Source organism: Photobacterium profundum (assembly GCF_003026285.1).
Taxonomy (GTDB): domain Bacteria; phylum Pseudomonadota; class Gammaproteobacteria; order Enterobacterales; family Vibrionaceae; genus Photobacterium; species Photobacterium profundum.
On the sequence record NZ_PYOD01000003.1, the window covers coordinates 91,068 to 107,204 of the forward strand.

At 41.7% G+C, this 16,137-nt stretch carries 18 protein-coding genes and 1 pseudogene; 13 read left to right on the top strand and 6 right to left on the bottom strand.

Annotated elements, in window-relative coordinates; translation table 11 throughout:
* The first annotated feature begins 358 nt into the window (after positions 1–358).
* The 12 genes and pseudogenes from C9J48_RS09915 (at position 359) to C9J48_RS09970 (ending at position 9,863) form a co-directional block, all read left to right on the top strand.
* Complete coding sequence (locus tag C9J48_RS09915; protein ID WP_006229981.1) at positions 359–2,038, top strand: phosphatidylinositol-specific phospholipase C domain-containing protein; 1,680 nt, start codon at positions 359–361, stop codon at positions 2,036–2,038.
* A 270-nt stretch (positions 2,039–2,308) separates the two neighbouring features.
* Positions 2,309–2,782, top strand: a complete 474-nt coding sequence (locus tag C9J48_RS09920) for a GNAT family N-acetyltransferase (protein ID WP_036802709.1) — start codon at positions 2,309–2,311, stop codon at positions 2,780–2,782.
* 36 nt (positions 2,783–2,818) lie between these two features.
* Positions 2,819–3,346: a GNAT family N-acetyltransferase gene (locus tag C9J48_RS09925; protein ID WP_006229979.1), complete on the top strand. Its 528-nt coding sequence runs from the start codon at positions 2,819–2,821 to the stop codon at positions 3,344–3,346.
* A gap of 80 nt (positions 3,347–3,426) precedes the next feature.
* On the top strand, positions 3,427–4,308 hold the full coding sequence (locus C9J48_RS09930; RefSeq protein ID WP_006229978.1) for an NAD-dependent epimerase/dehydratase family protein: 882 nt from the start codon (positions 3,427–3,429) through the stop codon (positions 4,306–4,308).
* Positions 4,309–4,537: 229 nt separating this feature from the next.
* A complete protein-coding gene (locus C9J48_RS09935; protein ID WP_006229977.1) occupies positions 4,538–4,888 on the top strand; it encodes a putative quinol monooxygenase in 351 nt (116 codons plus the stop codon).
* A 130-nt stretch (positions 4,889–5,018) separates the two neighbouring features.
* Positions 5,019–5,444: pseudogene (locus tag C9J48_RS09940) on the top strand (GFA family protein).
* A 212-nt stretch (positions 5,445–5,656) separates the two neighbouring features.
* Positions 5,657–6,049 (top strand): hypothetical protein, encoded by a 393-nt coding sequence (locus tag C9J48_RS09945; RefSeq protein ID WP_006229975.1) that lies wholly within the window; start codon positions 5,657–5,659, stop codon positions 6,047–6,049.
* Between the two features lie 178 nt (positions 6,050–6,227).
* Positions 6,228–6,695, top strand: a complete 468-nt coding sequence (locus tag C9J48_RS09950; RefSeq protein WP_006229974.1) for a GNAT family N-acetyltransferase — start codon at positions 6,228–6,230, stop codon at positions 6,693–6,695.
* A 344-nt stretch (positions 6,696–7,039) separates the two neighbouring features.
* Entirely contained in the window at positions 7,040–7,948 is a 909-nt protein-coding gene (locus tag C9J48_RS09955; protein WP_081450084.1) for a DMT family transporter, read from the top strand.
* A gap of 124 nt (positions 7,949–8,072) precedes the next feature.
* Positions 8,073–8,690, top strand: a complete 618-nt coding sequence (locus tag C9J48_RS09960) for a cytochrome c oxidase subunit 3 family protein (RefSeq protein ID WP_006229972.1) — start codon at positions 8,073–8,075, stop codon at positions 8,688–8,690.
* Positions 8,691–8,696: 6 nt separating this feature from the next.
* Complete coding sequence (locus tag C9J48_RS09965; RefSeq protein ID WP_006229971.1) at positions 8,697–8,951, top strand: cytochrome C oxidase subunit IV family protein; 255 nt, start codon at positions 8,697–8,699, stop codon at positions 8,949–8,951.
* A gap of 102 nt (positions 8,952–9,053) precedes the next feature.
* On the top strand, positions 9,054–9,863 hold the full coding sequence (locus C9J48_RS09970) for a CbbQ/NirQ/NorQ/GpvN family protein (RefSeq protein ID WP_006229969.1): 810 nt from the start codon (positions 9,054–9,056) through the stop codon (positions 9,861–9,863).
* Positions 9,864–9,874: 11 nt separating this feature from the next.
* Here the strand turns inward: C9J48_RS09970 and C9J48_RS09975 are convergent, their stop codons facing one another.
* The 6 genes from C9J48_RS09975 to C9J48_RS10000 form a co-directional block, all read right to left on the bottom strand.
* Positions 9,875–10,243, bottom strand: a complete 369-nt coding sequence (locus C9J48_RS09975; protein WP_006229968.1) for a hypothetical protein — start codon at positions 10,241–10,243, stop codon at positions 9,875–9,877.
* A gap of 27 nt (positions 10,244–10,270) precedes the next feature.
* On the bottom strand, positions 10,271–10,489 hold the full coding sequence (locus tag C9J48_RS09980) for a DnrP protein (protein ID WP_081450083.1): 219 nt from the start codon (positions 10,487–10,489) through the stop codon (positions 10,271–10,273).
* A 25-nt stretch (positions 10,490–10,514) separates the two neighbouring features.
* Positions 10,515–12,356: a nitric oxide reductase activation protein NorD gene (locus C9J48_RS09985; protein WP_006229966.1), complete on the bottom strand. Its 1,842-nt coding sequence runs from the start codon at positions 12,354–12,356 to the stop codon at positions 10,515–10,517.
* Positions 12,357–12,475: 119 nt separating this feature from the next.
* Complete coding sequence (locus C9J48_RS09990; RefSeq protein ID WP_006229965.1) at positions 12,476–13,864, bottom strand: cbb3-type cytochrome c oxidase subunit I; 1,389 nt, start codon at positions 13,862–13,864, stop codon at positions 12,476–12,478.
* A gap of 3 nt (positions 13,865–13,867) precedes the next feature.
* Positions 13,868–14,314, bottom strand: coding sequence for a c-type cytochrome (locus C9J48_RS09995; RefSeq protein WP_006229964.1), 447 nt, complete (start codon positions 14,312–14,314; stop codon positions 13,868–13,870).
* Between the two features lie 453 nt (positions 14,315–14,767).
* Positions 14,768–15,142 (bottom strand): hypothetical protein, encoded by a 375-nt coding sequence (locus C9J48_RS10000; protein ID WP_006229963.1) that lies wholly within the window; start codon positions 15,140–15,142, stop codon positions 14,768–14,770.
* A 522-nt stretch (positions 15,143–15,664) separates the two neighbouring features.
* Here C9J48_RS10000 and C9J48_RS28350 point away from each other — a divergent pair.
* The gene (locus C9J48_RS28350) at positions 15,665–15,922 is read left to right on the top strand and encodes a GNAT family N-acetyltransferase (RefSeq protein ID WP_308811172.1); all 258 of its coding nucleotides are present in this window, start codon (positions 15,665–15,667) and stop codon (positions 15,920–15,922) included.
* The last annotated feature ends 215 nt before the right edge of the window (positions 15,923–16,137 follow it).

Genomic DNA, 16,137 nt, shown 5'->3' on the forward strand with positions numbered 1-16,137 from the left:
TGTTAGTAATACAATGATGTTACCTGCTTACAAGTTGCTGAAGATGCTAAGTCTAATGCTGGAGAGCCGTGTTTTTGATTGGTTCCAACTATGGCAGGTACAGTACATCTTGCTCTGCTGGGCTCAAACCGAGCTCGGCATCGCAGAAAAAGATCGTAACGACGTGCGAATATCTTGGCTGAAAATATGACAGCAGGAAGTTCATGCACCTTGCGTGGTGCCACATCGACATTGTGTTTCTAAGATCAGACTCAGCACCCAGGGTGCGTGTTTTCTCATATCTATCTTGCGGCAATACGCTGAAGCAATGGGTATGCTGTCGTTACTCTGTTCATTAACTACAAGAGCAGGATCTCTGATGAAAAAAACTATATTGATAGCATCTGTGTTGTTATCTGGCACCGCCTGGGCGGAGGATGCCAAAGTGTGCTTCTACGAAGATGAAAACTTTCTTGGGCAGAAATGGTGTACTCAGCAGCTGGGCCAGCAGAATATGCCAAGTAGTATGAACGATAAGGTCACGGCGATTCGACTTTATGGCAACGCCTATGTCAAAGTTTATGAACATGGCAACCAAGAGGGTAAGTCCACCACAGTGATGCAGGATACTTTCCTGTTTAAAAGGCTGAATGACAGCATCTCCTCATTCGATCTTTTGGGAAGAACCACCGACGATTTTGCGTGTCTCTATCAAGATTCAGGTTATGCCGGTACTCCGATGTGCGCGATGGCGGGAGAGGGGATTGCTGATATGGGGATAGCTGATCTAACCAACGAGATGAGTTCAGTGTTTCTTAGCGGCAATGCCGGCACGACTTTGTATCGTTACCCCAATTTCAACAATAGTAGCGTCACCCTGATACGCTCATCCGGCAACCTTAAAGACCATAGCTTCAATGATGAGGCTGACAGTTTTAGGGTTCACACCCGTCAGCCTTCAACGCTACAGGAGCAGATGGCGGCGCAGAACGAGCTAGTAACCTATTCCCCTATCTACAAAGCTACTTGGATGGGTACTCATAACTCTTATAACTCGGGCGATTACTACTGGGCTAGTGCTAATCCCAATCAGTCCACCTCTATTATCGAGCAGTTGGAGTCTGGGGTGCGGGCGATTGAGATTGATGTTGTCGGCCGTACACTCAAACACAAGGTCGATACTAGCGGCACCAGTTTTGTGCGGGTCATGTCTGAGATCAAAAACTGGTTGAGGGTCAATCCCGGGCAGTTTATCTATGTCAAGTTTGAGCACTCTAGCAAGAATGAGGGCTATGAGCAGGATGTAGCTCGAGAGATCATTGAAACCTTCGGTAATATGGTCTTTCGAGATGCAGTCAATGGCTGTAACTATGCGCCGGAATCCTTGACGACCAAACAGTTACTCGATGACGGCAAGCAGATCATGTTCTTCGCCTTTAACGGTGATTGCGGTAACAATACCGACTACCGTAGCGTGATCTGGAACCGAATGGGCCCCGAGACCAGTGATGATCATGACTATGCTGCTGGTTGTCCATCAAGCCTGCCTGCTTGGGATCTGGGTCGTTTCAGTACCATTGTTGAAGACAAACGTGGTTGGGTTTGGGATCATTATCTGCCGGTATCGCAAGTGCGACCTGCGTTGGAGTGCGGCATCAACTTTATCGGTCGCGATCAGTTCCTGCCTGATGATGCCGATGGCTATATTGCCAATCACATCTTTAGCTGGCGAAACGGTCTGGAGACACCGAGAGTTGGTCGACAGCATGTTAAGTTGTCGGTGGGCTCTGATGGCTATGCCCATTTTGCCACTGCAAGTCAAAGCGAGCAGTATCCTGCGCTCTGCATGAACCGCGAAGGTCAAATTCAGGCTACCAGCCAAGCGGTGAGCTATGATCAAGCACAAGCGACCTGCAGTAATGAGTTTGCCGACTCACGCTTTACCGTACCGACCAACGCGAGGGAATTGAGCCTGTTTGTGAAGTCGGTTAATGAGGGCGCTCAGTTCTGGATGAACTACCGTGCCATCGGCGATCGTTGGGTGCCATTTTCTGAGTAGGTTTTATTAGGTTTTAAGTCGCCTATTTTATATAAACGAAAAATGTAAACAGGTCTTCTAGTCATAGAGGGCCTTTTTTATTAGGTTACCAGCACGATAACGACGCAGAGGTAAATCGCTTTTAATTCACAAAGAATGCTAACACAATGGCTCTGCTTGAGTTTTTCTATTAATGTGAATTGTTCACTGAGTTTAACATTAATGGAATTGGTATTAGTAAAAAAGGTCATATCGTGATTAGCGTTAGGCGTATTGAGGTGAAAATTGTTTATGAAAATAATAAAAGTAGATAGTAGTAATAAGCATGTTTATATGAACTTGGCACAAGCTTATGAAGCTGAGTTTTCAAAAATCATGCAGAAAAAACCTGATGAAAACGGTTTGTTTCCATTAGACACTCAGATCGAAGGTAACGTTTCTGGTTACTTGTTATATATGGATGGGGTTCCAGCTGGGCATACAGCGATAGCCAATGAAACGCCTGCGAACTATGAAGTTTGTGATTTCTATGTAGTGCCGTATTTCCGAAAAAACAAAGTTGGTAAAAGCTTCATTACTGATGTTTTTAAAAGTCTAGGTGGAAGTTGGGAAATCAAACAGGTCGCAGGTGCTGAACATGCAGTCAAATTTTGGCGCGATGTTCTTGATGATTACACGGCAGGCAATTACGTTGAAGATAGCTATGAAGATGAAAAATGGGGTGTAGTAACGAGGCAGCGATTTGTTCATACCATAAAAGTTTAGCAAGGCATTCAAAAGGGCTTATCGTTAAGGAGATATATGAGTCAGCAATCCATTGAAACAAAAAGACTAATACTTAGGCGGTTTAATCTAAGTGATGCGACACGAGTGCAAGAGTTAGCTGGTGATAAACGTATTGCAGAGATGACGGCTAACATTCCTCATCCATATAAAAATGGAATGGCTGAAGCTTGGATTCGGACTCATTGTGATTTGTGGGAGCTGAAACAATCGGTAATTTACGCTATTACTTTAAAAGATAGTGGCCAACTTATTGGTGCGATAAGCTTAACAGAAATAACTGCAAGCGATGGTAATCTTGGGTATTGGTTAGGTGTTCCATTTTGGGGCAAAGGGTACTGTACTGAAGCAAGTCTGGCTTTGATTGAATTTGCATTCAAACATTTGCAGCTTCCGATGCTATATGCTCGACACTTACCTGAAAATTCCCCTTCGGGTTCAGTAATATTGAAATCAGGTTTTTCGTATAGATATGATGTTGAGGTTACAGCATCAGGAAAAGTGCGCAAAGTAAGACATTATGAGTTACAACGAAAACATATTTAGCCGATGAGATCTTACTTAGGTAGGTAAGTGGCAATGTTAGTTGTTAAAATTGTTTTGTGTGTTCAAATAGGCAGCAAAAATTGAAAATTTTAATTACAGGTACAGCTGGTAGAGTCGGACGTGCAATTTATATCAACCTAATGAAAAAACATGAAGTTGTTGGGATAGATAGAACACCATGTTCAACAGCTGATTTTGTCGGGGATATTCGTGATACCGCTTTATTGACTACAGCTTTAGATGGCGTAGAGGTTATCATTCATACTGCGGCGTTGCATGCTCCTCATGTTGGGCTAGTATCCGATAATGAATTTGAAGACATTAATATAAAGGCAACAGAGCAACTTGCATTACTGGGTATAAAAAAGGGCGCTAAGCACTTTGTATTCACTAGCACCACCGCCCTTTATGGTTTTGCATCAACACCTGAGGGCACCGCGGGCTGGGTTAATGAAACCATTACTCCAAGCCCTAAAACGATTTACCATAAATCAAAGATTCAGGCTGAACAGATACTTGAAAATATCTCAAATGTGTTCAATTTTCCTGTCACAGTTCTTCAAATGTCTCGTTGTTTCCCAGAGCCTGCACACTTAATGGCTGTATATCGTTTAACTCGTGGTATTGATGCTCGAGATGTTGCTAGTGCTCATGCTTGTGCTGTAGATAAACGTCTATCGGGTTTTAGGCGCTATATCATTTCAGGACAAACGCCATTTCACAAAATATCTTGTGAACAGCTATATCAAAATGCTGATGATGCTATACGAGAATATGCACCTTGCTTGGCAAGTGACTTCGTAAACCGAGGATGGCGTTTGCCTCAAACTCTTGATCGTGTTTATGATTCTACACTGGCGCAACAAGAGCTTGGTTGGTTGCCCAAATATGGTTATGAAAACGTATTAAGCATGCTAGATAATGAAGTTGCAGAAGTTCTTCCAGCAACGAGGTATAGCTAATTAAAAAGCAATCTAGTGCGTATTGAATATCACACATCTTACTTCAATCTTTTTTTCATGGTCAATCGATAGGTGCGTATTTACTCATTGAATTTTAGAGATATTTGTGGAAGTGCATAAGTTGCAGGCGTTGTATGCTCTTACTGTGATATTAGCCCTATTGGGTCGCTACCTTTTTTAACAAACTCAGTTATCATCATTTCAATTATCTACATGAAAGGGAAATATCATGACAAGTCGTGTGTATGTTTTAGCTCAATTTAAGCCAAAAGCGGGTAAAGAAGCAGAATTGTTTGAAATTCTAAAAGCGCTTGAACCAGATTCTTACCGAGAAGAAGGTTGCATCCAATATATGCTTACTCGTCAGATTGATCACCCAAGTGCATCTCGAAATGAATACCCCATTGTATTTAATGAAATTTGGGAAGATGCCGACTGTTGGGCGGCACATGGACGTAGGAAGCAAATCCAACATTTTTTTGAAACACAGGTGAAAGCTGAAGCCGGCTTAGTTGAAGATGCGATTGTAACTGCTTATTCAGATGAAGGTTATAATTACGACGAACCTATTTTTGAATAATAGAATGACTGGCACAGCCATTGTGCCAGTATTTATTATTTAGGTTAGATGCGTTTTCTTTGTGCATTCGTTGCTTAAGTTAGTTCGTCATTTAGCTAATTAATCCACGAAAATATAAGGTTATATTGTAATGTCATATTCTCATGAAAAGGTAGCAAAATGCTTGTGCGGTGCAGTAAAAATGACCGTTGCCGCCGTCGATCCTAAATTTACTGTATGTCATTGTGATACCTGTCGTACTTGGGGTGGCGGCCCTTTCTTCGCTGTACAGTGTGGGACAGAAGTAACTATTTAAAGCGATGAAAGTGTGAAGGAATATGATTCTTCACCATGGGCCTCTCGTGGCTTTTGCTCTGAATGTGGAACACATTTATTTTATCGTTTAAAGAAAACGGGAAGTTATAATATGCCCGTTGGTTTGTTTCCGCAGTTAGAGGGATTGGTCATGAATATACAATATTTCAGCGATCAACGGCCTGAATACTATTGTTTTTCTAATAATACGACAGAGATGACCGAGGCTGAGATAACGGCTTATTTTGCCTCTCAGGTGTAGGTATATAGAACAATCTTTGTTCTACTCAATCGCTTTTCATTGACCTGTATGCATGGTCAATTTATCGAGGTACGCCGAATAAAGGGATCATGATCACCTATAGAAGTTGCTAAAGTTCTATGTTGTAAGCATAAATGTTTTTTTCTGACGGATTGCACAAAAATAATAAATCTATATTATTGAAAATCCTGTTTTTTTAATACCGTGCCTTGATGCTGGTTGCATATGGTGGAGGACGTTTTGTGCTTAATTTAGATCAAATTGACCACATCCAATTGGATGTAAACAATCGAGCTTTAATTCAGAAAACATACTTAGAAAATTTAGACTTCACCCGTGTTACTAGTCTAGGGCCGTGGATTGAAGGCATTCCATTCGCCGTTGACAATGGTAGTGAACATCTTGGTTTATTTGAATCAAAATCAATATACAGTACAACTGTTACTTTTAGCGTAACAAGTAGTCAATTCAGAAATTGGCAAAAGCATTTATTTGAGCACTCCATCGAGTATGTACTTATGGAGAATGACTTGTTTTTGACTATGTACTTTAGTGATCCAGGCGGAACGCCATTTGAAATAAAAAATGATGAATGTATAGCTTAGATTTGAGTTAAAAAATAAGCTTAATAACGTATTTAATAGTCACCAGTCCATGAATGAAAATCGGCAATATTGTTTATTCAGTACAACGAAGTCACGCATTGTATTAATTTAGTTATGTTATTAATTGAGGCGATTATCGAACCTGTGGCGATATTCAATTAAGACAGGAGACAAACAGTTGAAGTTTATATTTCTTGCAGATAAGAAAGAGATGAAGGCAAAGGTAGCACGTTGGTACTTTGATGAGTGGGGACCACTCGTTAAAGGAGCGACCGTTGAATCTTTTGATAGAAAGCTAGATGACTATCTTAATTCAAACCAAATTCCTCTTATCGTCGTGGCTGTTGATGGCGAAAAAGTACTCGGTGTTGCTCAACTTAGATGCCACGAAATGTCGATTTATCCTGATAAAGAACATTGGATTGGTGGTGTTTATGTTGATAGTGAATTTCGGGGCAATAATGTGGCGTCCTCACTTATTCTTAAAGTACAAGAGGTGGCACTATCACTAGGTGTAAAAAAAATTCATCTGCAGACCGAAAAATTGAATGGAGGTTTATACACGCATTTAGGCTGGAAAGCATTAGAGCAAGTCAATTATCGAGGGGTTGATGTTCTTGTTATGTCTAAAAGTATAAAGCGTTAATTTAACGTTTACGTGCGGAACTATACCAAAGGAATGAGTCTGCATAAATTACAATTTCAAATAGCCCCTAGATGGTTGCAATACCAATCTAGACAAGTATCTGATCATCCTTGCTGGTTAAAATAGCTTATAACTACGTTAGAAATTTTATAATTAGAACCACTAGTTACTTCAATTTCTGCCTTGTTATTATCAATTTTCTCTACGCAATTATCTGACCATTTACTTATCCAGAATGGTATAAGACTGTTTTTTTGCTTTTTCACTGCCTTAAATCATCACTTCCAATTATGTGATTTCTTTTATAAGATCACGCCTCTAATTTACTGAAATAAAAAGTATTCATGCCTACTCACTTTATAAATCATGTTCCTGTCGGTGTTAGGTATATGCTGATGTCAGCTTTTGCTTTTGCACTTATGTCTAGCTGCGTTAAATTAGTCAGCACTTATGGCATACCTGTGTTTGAAATTGTAGCTGCCAGGGCTGTTGTTTCACTAATCATTAGCTATGCCGATATTAAAAGGAAACGGATTTCAGTTTGGGGTAATAATAAAAAATTACTGATAGCAAGAGGCGTCGCAGGTTCGCTTGCTTTGATATGCGTTTATTTCGCAGTCGCGACTTTACCTTTAGCTGAAGCGACTATTCTTCAATACCTACATCCTGTGTTTACCGCTTTGTTGGCGTTAGTGTTTCTTAGAGAGCGAATTCAGCTCTCAACTATTATTTGTATTGTCTTTTGTATCGTAGGGCTACTTGTAATGGTTAGTCCGGGGTTAACATTTGATAGTACTGCTGCATTACCTTGGCTAAGTGTAACCGCTGCTTTACTGGGCGCTCTGGGAAGTGCTATTGCTTATGTCATTGTAAAGCGACTCAGTAGCACTGAAGATAGCTCTGTTATTATCTTTTATTTTCCGTTAATTGCGTTGCCTCTGTCTGTGTTATTTCTGGGTAATGACTTTGTAATGCCAGATACAGAAGCGCTGCTACTATTGCTCTTTGTTGGTATTTCCACTCAAGTAGGGCAAATCGGGCTGACAAAAGCGATGCAAACTGAAGTTGCGAGTAAAGCCACTGCATATTCTTATGTACAAGTGGTTTTTTCAATCATTCTAGGGTGGTTATTCTTTAGTGAGCTCCCATCAATATGGACTTGGGCTGGTGGAACTCTGATTATTATTGGTGCTTTCATCAATGTATTTGGAAGCCTCAAGTTTAAAAATTTAAAAACGAGCCAAGCAAGCTAACTATACGCAAGTTACCTCAAGGTGCTCTGAATCCTGCATTTTGAGGTGGCTTGGATATATTCAACTAACCTTAAGTGAACGAATAATAAACTTAAGTGAAAGCCTCTATGCAGGTAGTGAAAGCGTGAATAATGACCCCCAAAAGGAATCTTTGGGTATTTTCCCTCACTCATGGACTGAATTAAGGGCGGGAAGAGTTCCAGGTAATATTCCTATTTGGGTGGGGATTTTGTCTGAACTGACCGAATTCGGAATTTTTTTTGTAGCCTATTTTATTGCCAAATATCATTATCCCGAAGCTTTCTCCCTTGGTCCTCAGAGCGTCAGCACTGCCTCAGGCGTTTTAAATACCCTTATATTGCTGTCGAGTAGCTACTTTATGGCAAAAGCCATGATCAATATTCGCTTGGACAATCTACGGAAGTCGGAGCGTTACCTTTGGCTGACTTTTAGTTGTGGCTGTTTGTATTTGATGGTGAAAACGGGTGAATTTTATTGGAATGACTTGCAGGGTTTTAGTACCAATACCAGTGAGTTTTTTACTATCTACTACTACATGACCTTTAATCACTTTCTTCATGTTGGTTGGGCAGCTTGCGCGATATTGTGGGTAATTTTCCGCTTGCGTAAAGGTGGCTACTCAGCAAAGCAGCACTCAGGCTTAGAGGCCTTGGCCATGTATTGGCATATGATTGATCTTATGTGGATCCTTATATTCCCATTGCTGTATGTATTGAGGTGATTGCTGATGAAGTCATTTGGGAAAATTGAATATTATTGGTGGGCACTGATTGGAATTACCCTGTTTAATACATTCTTGGGTGAGCATTTTGAGTCCTCGGCACTTGTGAGTGTTTTGGTGGCACTGACTGTGATGTCCAAAGGGTTGATGGTTATCGACCATTTTATGGAACTGCGCCAAGCCCATAAATACTTACGTTTAATGATGCGGATCTACATTATTTTATTCCCCTCACTCATTATATTGACCGCCTTTTTTTGACGATGAATGGGCCAAGTCGACTAACTCTATGGCCAAATCTTTGATAAGAACTATATTTATATAGCTTTCTTTTTCGACTAGTGCCGAGTCTTAGGGAATAATATGACCTCTTCAACTACCTCAGCTATTCCCATTAATAGTGATATTTTTTATCAGCCACAAGATAATGAAGTTCAACTGTTTGAGTATGCGTATGCGCATCAGTTGCCATTGCTGATTAAAGGGCCAACAGGGTGCGGTAAGACTCGCTTTGTCGCTCATATGGCCGATAAACTAGGCAGACCATTGTACACCGTTGCATGTCACGATGACTTAACTGCAGCGGATCTCGTTGGGCGCCACTTGATTGGGCCTAATGGTACGTATTGGCAGGATGGGCCATTAACTAGAGCGGTGAGAGAAGGCGGCATATGTTATCTCGATGAAATTGTCGAAGCGCGTAAAGATACCACGGTGGTCCTTCATCCTCTTGCTGATGATCGACGCCTACTACCGATAGAGCGAACGGGGGAGGAGCTTGCCGCTGCGGAAGGCTTTATGTTAGTGGTGTCTTATAATCCAGGCTATCAAAATATTCTCAAAGGCATGAAGGCAAGCACTCGACAGCGCTTCGTCGCATTGCGACTTAACTATCCCGACCCTCTGCTTGAGAGTCAAATTCTGATGGCTGAAAGCCAAATAGAACAAAGCTTGGCGGTCAAGTTGATTGAACTGGCCGGTTCACTGCGTCGATTAGACAGTGACTTGGATGAAGTGGTGTCCACTCGCTTGTTAATTTATGCGGCTCGAATGATGTCTAGTGGTATGTCACCGCTTGCTGTGTGTCGGTGTTGTCTTGCTGAGCCCCTATCAGATGATATTAGTACTGTTGAAGCCTTGATGGATGTTGCACGCTTATATTTTGATTGTTGAGGGGCCGCTTTTTAATTTTGCTTGTAGCCCATCTTGTTGCCTGCCCATGCCCGTACTAACATCCATACGGCAATCAGAATAAATACAGTATGGATAGAGATAAAATAGGTAATCACAAATACCCACGTCATCCCAGATTTGAAGCCTCCCAATAATATCATTAGTGCCGTGACCAGTATTAAAGCCGCAGCAGCGGCTAGGTTCAGCTTGATGGCGAAGTTCAGGTGGTAAGCGGAAAAAGACTCAGTGGTACATTTATTGATTTTGGTTAGTAACACGATAAACGAGAACAAAGGCAAAAAGGTGAGGTTTAGTAAGGACCACAAGGCAATTGCAGATGCTTGCTCTATTTGTTCTTTATCGTATTTTTTAAAACTCATTGTTATATACCTGTCTGCTGTAGTCCGTTATCTAGGCAAATAAATGACCATAATAAAACAAAATAATGCGATAAATACAAAGGCCCACAAAAACACCTTAGTCTTATAGCGGCGACTGCTTGGATGAGCCTTGGGTAAAGCCATACCACAATGATGGCAGACCTGAGTTGGAGCTGACCTGCCACCAACATCTTGCTCAATGGTATTTTCAGTCTGACAATACAAACAGGGCACTTTCTCGCTCATTTAGCTCTCCTAATGTGGATAATGTCTAGCAAGAAGACTGGGTGAGTTGATGATACAACTGGGGCAGCTTTGTGGGTAATTGGCTTGGGTCGAAAATAACAGTAAAGCCATTGTTTCCAAAGATATAAGGCAGATACTGGTCAGCCTTTTGATCTATGGTGATGCAAAATGGAATGAGTCCAAGGCGGCGGGCGGCAATGATGGCTTGCCGGGTATCTTCAACCCCATGTCTTCCGTCGTAATTATCGATATCATTTGGTTTGCCATCGGTCAAAATAAGTAATAGTTTTCGATGTTGAGTTTGCTCGACCAAAATGTTGCTGGCTTGGCGAATCGCCGCTCCCATGCGGGTATAAAACCCAGGACGTAGGCTGAGTATGCGACCACGTATATGGTCATCATAGGACTCGGCAAAATTCTTCAACAGCGTGAACCTGACATGATGGCGTTTTACTGATGAAAAGCCATAAATAGCAAAAGCATCTTCCACTGCCGCTAAGGCCTCACTAAATAGCAACATACTGTCTTTGATGACATCAATTACTCTGTACTCATTATTGATATAGGCATCTGTAGACATGGAAAGATCTGATAATAATAGGGTGCTGATATCACGTTGGCAGTTCTGAAATCGAAGGTAGAGTCCAGTATCGTGCGCTATTGATGTTTTACTATCAATATGGAAATCCAGCCAAGCAGTTAAATCAATTTCATCGCCAGTCGACTGAGCTTTTTGCCAACTTTTGATACTTTGTAACTGCTGGAATTGTTGACGGATTTTCTTAGCTGCAGGGGTTAATGATGCTGGTAAGGCGAGTGGTTTGCTGTCTTTAGGTAACATAGGTTGCAATAAGCAGCGCTTGGGTATTAATTGATTGGACTTATAGTTCCACTCTGGCAACGTGATGCCTTTTCCCAGCGGTAAGTCGTCTTCAATTGCAGAGGGTAAATCTAGATCTAGCTTAAGTTTTGCGGTCTTTTGCCGCGAACCCTTTGCCACCGTAATAATATCAAGATCCTCAGCAACTCTTTGGGCGTCATCATCATCAGTGTCGTCTTCCGCGCGATTCACCCGAGAAAACTCGCTCCAGGAAAATAAGTTTTCTAAGCGAAATACCATCAAACTATCTTTAGTGTCATCTTCATCAATTCGCTCTGATTTTTTTCTAGCTTGTTGGCTTTTCTGGTGAGTCATTAATGATGAAATTTGTTCCTCATCACCATTAACCTCTGCCGCTTTGAACGGATTGGCTTTGATATTTTCATTGGGGTATAACCAGAGATAAATCGCTTGAGGGGCATAGTTTGCCACCGGAAAATCAATGATACTTTCAGGGTGAATTATCGCCTGAATGACAGCTCGTTCGAGCGGTTGCAAAGGCTTGGGTAATGCCTCTACTGGTTGGCGTAGCCTGATTACCGCCGTTGCGAGTTGTCGATAGCGCGGTCTCAATGCTGGGAATTTAGTTAATATTCTAGTCACTACGGCCTGATTGTCTTTGGCCCAGTGAGTGAAATGGTTAGGGCTATGAGCGGCGAGTGCCACTAGCCAGAGGTAAAGTTCTTTGTTGAGTTGTGGTGTATCAAAAATGGCGATAGATTGCGGCAGCCGTAGGCTAGTTTCATCTTGCCAAGCAAGGCTGATCTGTTGATTGGTACCTGAAATCTTGTTGAGTAATTTCCTGCGAGCGTAATAGTCACGAGGCACTGCAGCTTCGACGCGTTTAGTCGGCGCACCTCCTAGCGCTCGAAAGACCACACCAGCAGATTTTTTGATCTCATCAAATTCAACTCGGGCATGATCAAATTCTGTGTGGCTCTTTTGCACAATGAACTTATGCCAAATACTACCAACCCATTCTTCCATAAGTGGTTAAATTATCTCCTTTGTACTGTGATTTGATTTGATTTAAATCGAAGCTGACGGTAATCGACGCGCCAGCTTCATTTCAATTTCCAGTAAAGCGAATGGGTGTTGTTAACTCATCATTTAACTGCCTTCTTGTCGACAAAGAAGTTGGATAGGTAGGTGATTAGGCCGATTAAGAATATGACGCCTGCGGCTTCTCGTGCCCAATAAAAAATAGAGAGTTTATCTTGGGTTGCCATAAAATTAAGTGCCTCACCACTTTCGGGGAGACGCTGTAACCAGACCTGCAAAATTCCGGCGCCAGTTAAAAATAGGGTGATAAAGACCATGGCAACAGTCATTAACCAGAATCCCCACATTTCAATCACTTGAGCCTTATTACTTGATGCCTCGCCAACACCCCGTAACTTGGGCATAGCGTATGAAATGATAGTGAGAACAATCATTACATAAGCCCCATAGAAGGCCATGTGACCATGTGCTGCCGTGATTTGTGTACCGTGAGTGTAGAAGTTGACGGGTGCCAAGGTATGTAAGAACCCCCAAACACCAGCCCCTAAGAATGCCATTACCGCAGTGCCCAATGCCCACAGTGTGGCTGCTTTATTGGGGTGCTCACGGCGGCGATTATTGACCATATTGAATGCGTACAGCACCATAGCAAAAAAGGGCAAGGGCTCAAGGGCTGAGAATACCGAGCCTACCCACTGCCAGTATCCTGGGGTCGCTAACCAAAAAAAGTGGTGTCCCGTCCCCAACAAGCCAGAGATCAGTGCCATCGCAATAATGACGTAGAGCCACTTTTCAATGATCTCTCTATCAACGCCGGTAATTTTGATCAGAATAAAGGCCAAAATGGCACCCATAATCAATTCCCACACACCTTCAACCCAAAGGTGGACAACAAACCACCAAAAAAGCTTATCCATAGCAATATTTTCTGGGTTATAGAATGAGAATAGGAAGAATACTGCAAGACCAATGAGGCCTGTGATCAGCACCATATTGATGACGGTCTTTCGGCCTCGTAATATCGTCATACCAATGTTAAACAGAAACCCAAGACAGACAATAACAATGCCGATTTTAGTTATGGTCGGTTGCTCTAAAAATTCCCTTCCCATTGTGGGGAAATATTCATTACCAGTTATTTGGGCAAGGGTAGAGTAGGGTACCAATAGGTAACCTAATATGGTTAATGTTCCGGCTGCGGCAAATACCCAAAACAGCAGAATTGCTAACTTGGGGCTGTATAACTCAGTTTCAGACTCTTCCGGCACAAGGAAGTAGGCGGCGCCCATAAAGCCAAATAATAACCAAACAATAAGCAAATTAGTGTGGACCATACGGGCCACATTGAAAGGAATCGCCCCCGCGAGGAAGTCTCCGACAACGTATTGAAGTCCCATTACGAGACCAAAAATAATTTGCCCAGTAAATAAGAACAAAGCAAAAATAAAGTAGGGTGTTGCTACAGATTGTGATTGGAATTTTAAAGTACTCATTGCTTACCCCTCAATATTCGGTGGCCAACTGTTAACATCCATTTCAGCTGTGAACTTTAAGAACTCCGCTAAATCATCAACTTGTTGCACCGTCAAATTAAATTGAGGCATTTGGCGACGCCCCGGCACACCAAGTGGTTGAATTTTCATCCAACCTTGCATAAAGCCTTTAAATGCAGTGAGATTGCCGCCCCCACGACGAAAGTAAACATTTCCCAACTCAGGGGCATAATAGGCGCCTTCTCCTACGAGCGTATGGCAACCAATACAATTATTGTCTTCCCATACCGTTTTACCTCTTGCGACTGATTCAGTGAGATTTTCACGATGGTCAGATTTGGGCATCTCTTTCGTGGTATGCATGGTGAGTGCAGCAAACAGCAGTAAGAAAAAAACACTGCCGCCATAATAGATATTTCGAGCCATGCCTTTCGTAAAAGTGTCTGACATATTGCTACCCTTTATTCAGCTTTACTTTAATTTTTTTATTAAAGACTTGCTTAGTATAGGTTAGGCGAATGTGTTTGCCTGATTTCATAGACCGGCTATTTAGGGAATCATTGATATCATAACGGTTGAATTTCTATGATTTTATGAAAGAAAATCGGGGGAGTAATTATGACAAGTATCAATCTTTTCTGCCTTTATGCACAGTAGAAGTCGCGTTGTCGCTGGGGAGCAAAGCCGACACAGGCTGTGGGGACAGTTGTTACTGGCTGATCGTGCTGGGCTGGTATTATATCGTTAGGATGTATAAGTAGAGGCCGGAAATTCTGAATGGAAGCAGGACGTTTCCTGCGGCTACGCTTGTTGAATGAGATAATGAATAGAGCTGGCCTAACAGGCCAGCGTCTCTTAATTACTGTTGTAGTGGCCTAGTGAATTTGGTCATATGCACTGGAGTTACTGAATCTCCTTCATGGCAGAAATGACTGAAGGCTCATTGATCAGATTAAATAACAGGCTCTTTGCTGATGTTCTCTGGGCATCGGATAATACCTTCTTTGGGTTCTCTCTGGATTGTGTCAGTATATTTGTGATGAACTTACTGTTAGTACCAGATAGCTCATATACAAATCTGAGGGTGTCTAGCAACTCACCCTGAGGAAAACTATAAACAGCCATCTCACAGCTAAGTTTGTCCATGGAATGTAAGTTGTTCACTACAACCTTTCGCTCAGCATTGAACTTCTCTTTGGCTTCATAGGCATTAATCAAAGCCTGCACTCTATCGGCGATAGCGACAGGTACTTCCATTGTTTTTGTTTCATGGGTCATTACTGATTCTCCTGCTCTAGCTGGGATTTAATCACTGGGTCATTGAATAATGCCGATACAAATCGGTTTTGCTTGGCCAGCACAAAAACTATAAATTTAACGATTTTCTTCGGCATGAGAATGCTCCCCATGTCCAGTACGGCTAATTTTTCATCATTCCTATATTATTAAGTGAAAGCTATGAAATCACTTAATAATTAATGTGTTGTCTTTTGTTATGCAGTCGGCAATGAAGATATGTTTATAATATTGAAGCATTGGCGATTGACTAAGCCTTTTGCTTCTCCGACCTTAATTGCCACATTATCTGACTCAGATATTATATCCGAATTTCATGGCGTAAGGTTAAAATCAAACGAAATATCTGGATAACGTCTAGTAAATTCAATTAATCAAGGAAGGGAAGACATCGTGATAGAAATTGAAAAGCTCTCAGAGAAATATGTTGAACAAGCCTTAGCACTCAAGGTGTCAGATGAACAGTTGATGTTTGTTGGATCTGTTTAAGAAATATTTGAAAGCATTCCAGAGTCAGGGCATAAGCATGTCGTGTTGGTTGATGATGCGGTTGTAGGTTTTTTTGTAATAGATACAGCGAATTATGGCTTTTGTTCTAAAGGGGCTCTGGGGTTGAGGGCATTTTTTATTGATAGTCGACATCAAGGTAAAGGTTACGGTAAATTCTCTGTTGCAGCTCTTAAGCCATATCTTCAGCAAGCTTATTCTCAAAACAGCAAAATATATCTTACCGTTAACTGTAAAAACCTTTCGGCTTATTGATGTTACTTAAAATATGGGTTTACTGATACTGACGAGTTGTACCGTGGTGGAGCTGCTGGATCGCAGTATATAATGCTGATGGAAACGGCATAAAAGCTATGCTGATGGTTTAGGCTCGATTTGTTTCAGTATCCTGATTGTATAACCTGACAGGGGGGGACCTTTTCGTACGATTGATTATCATTATATAAACTTAACACATGGTGTTAAGTTTT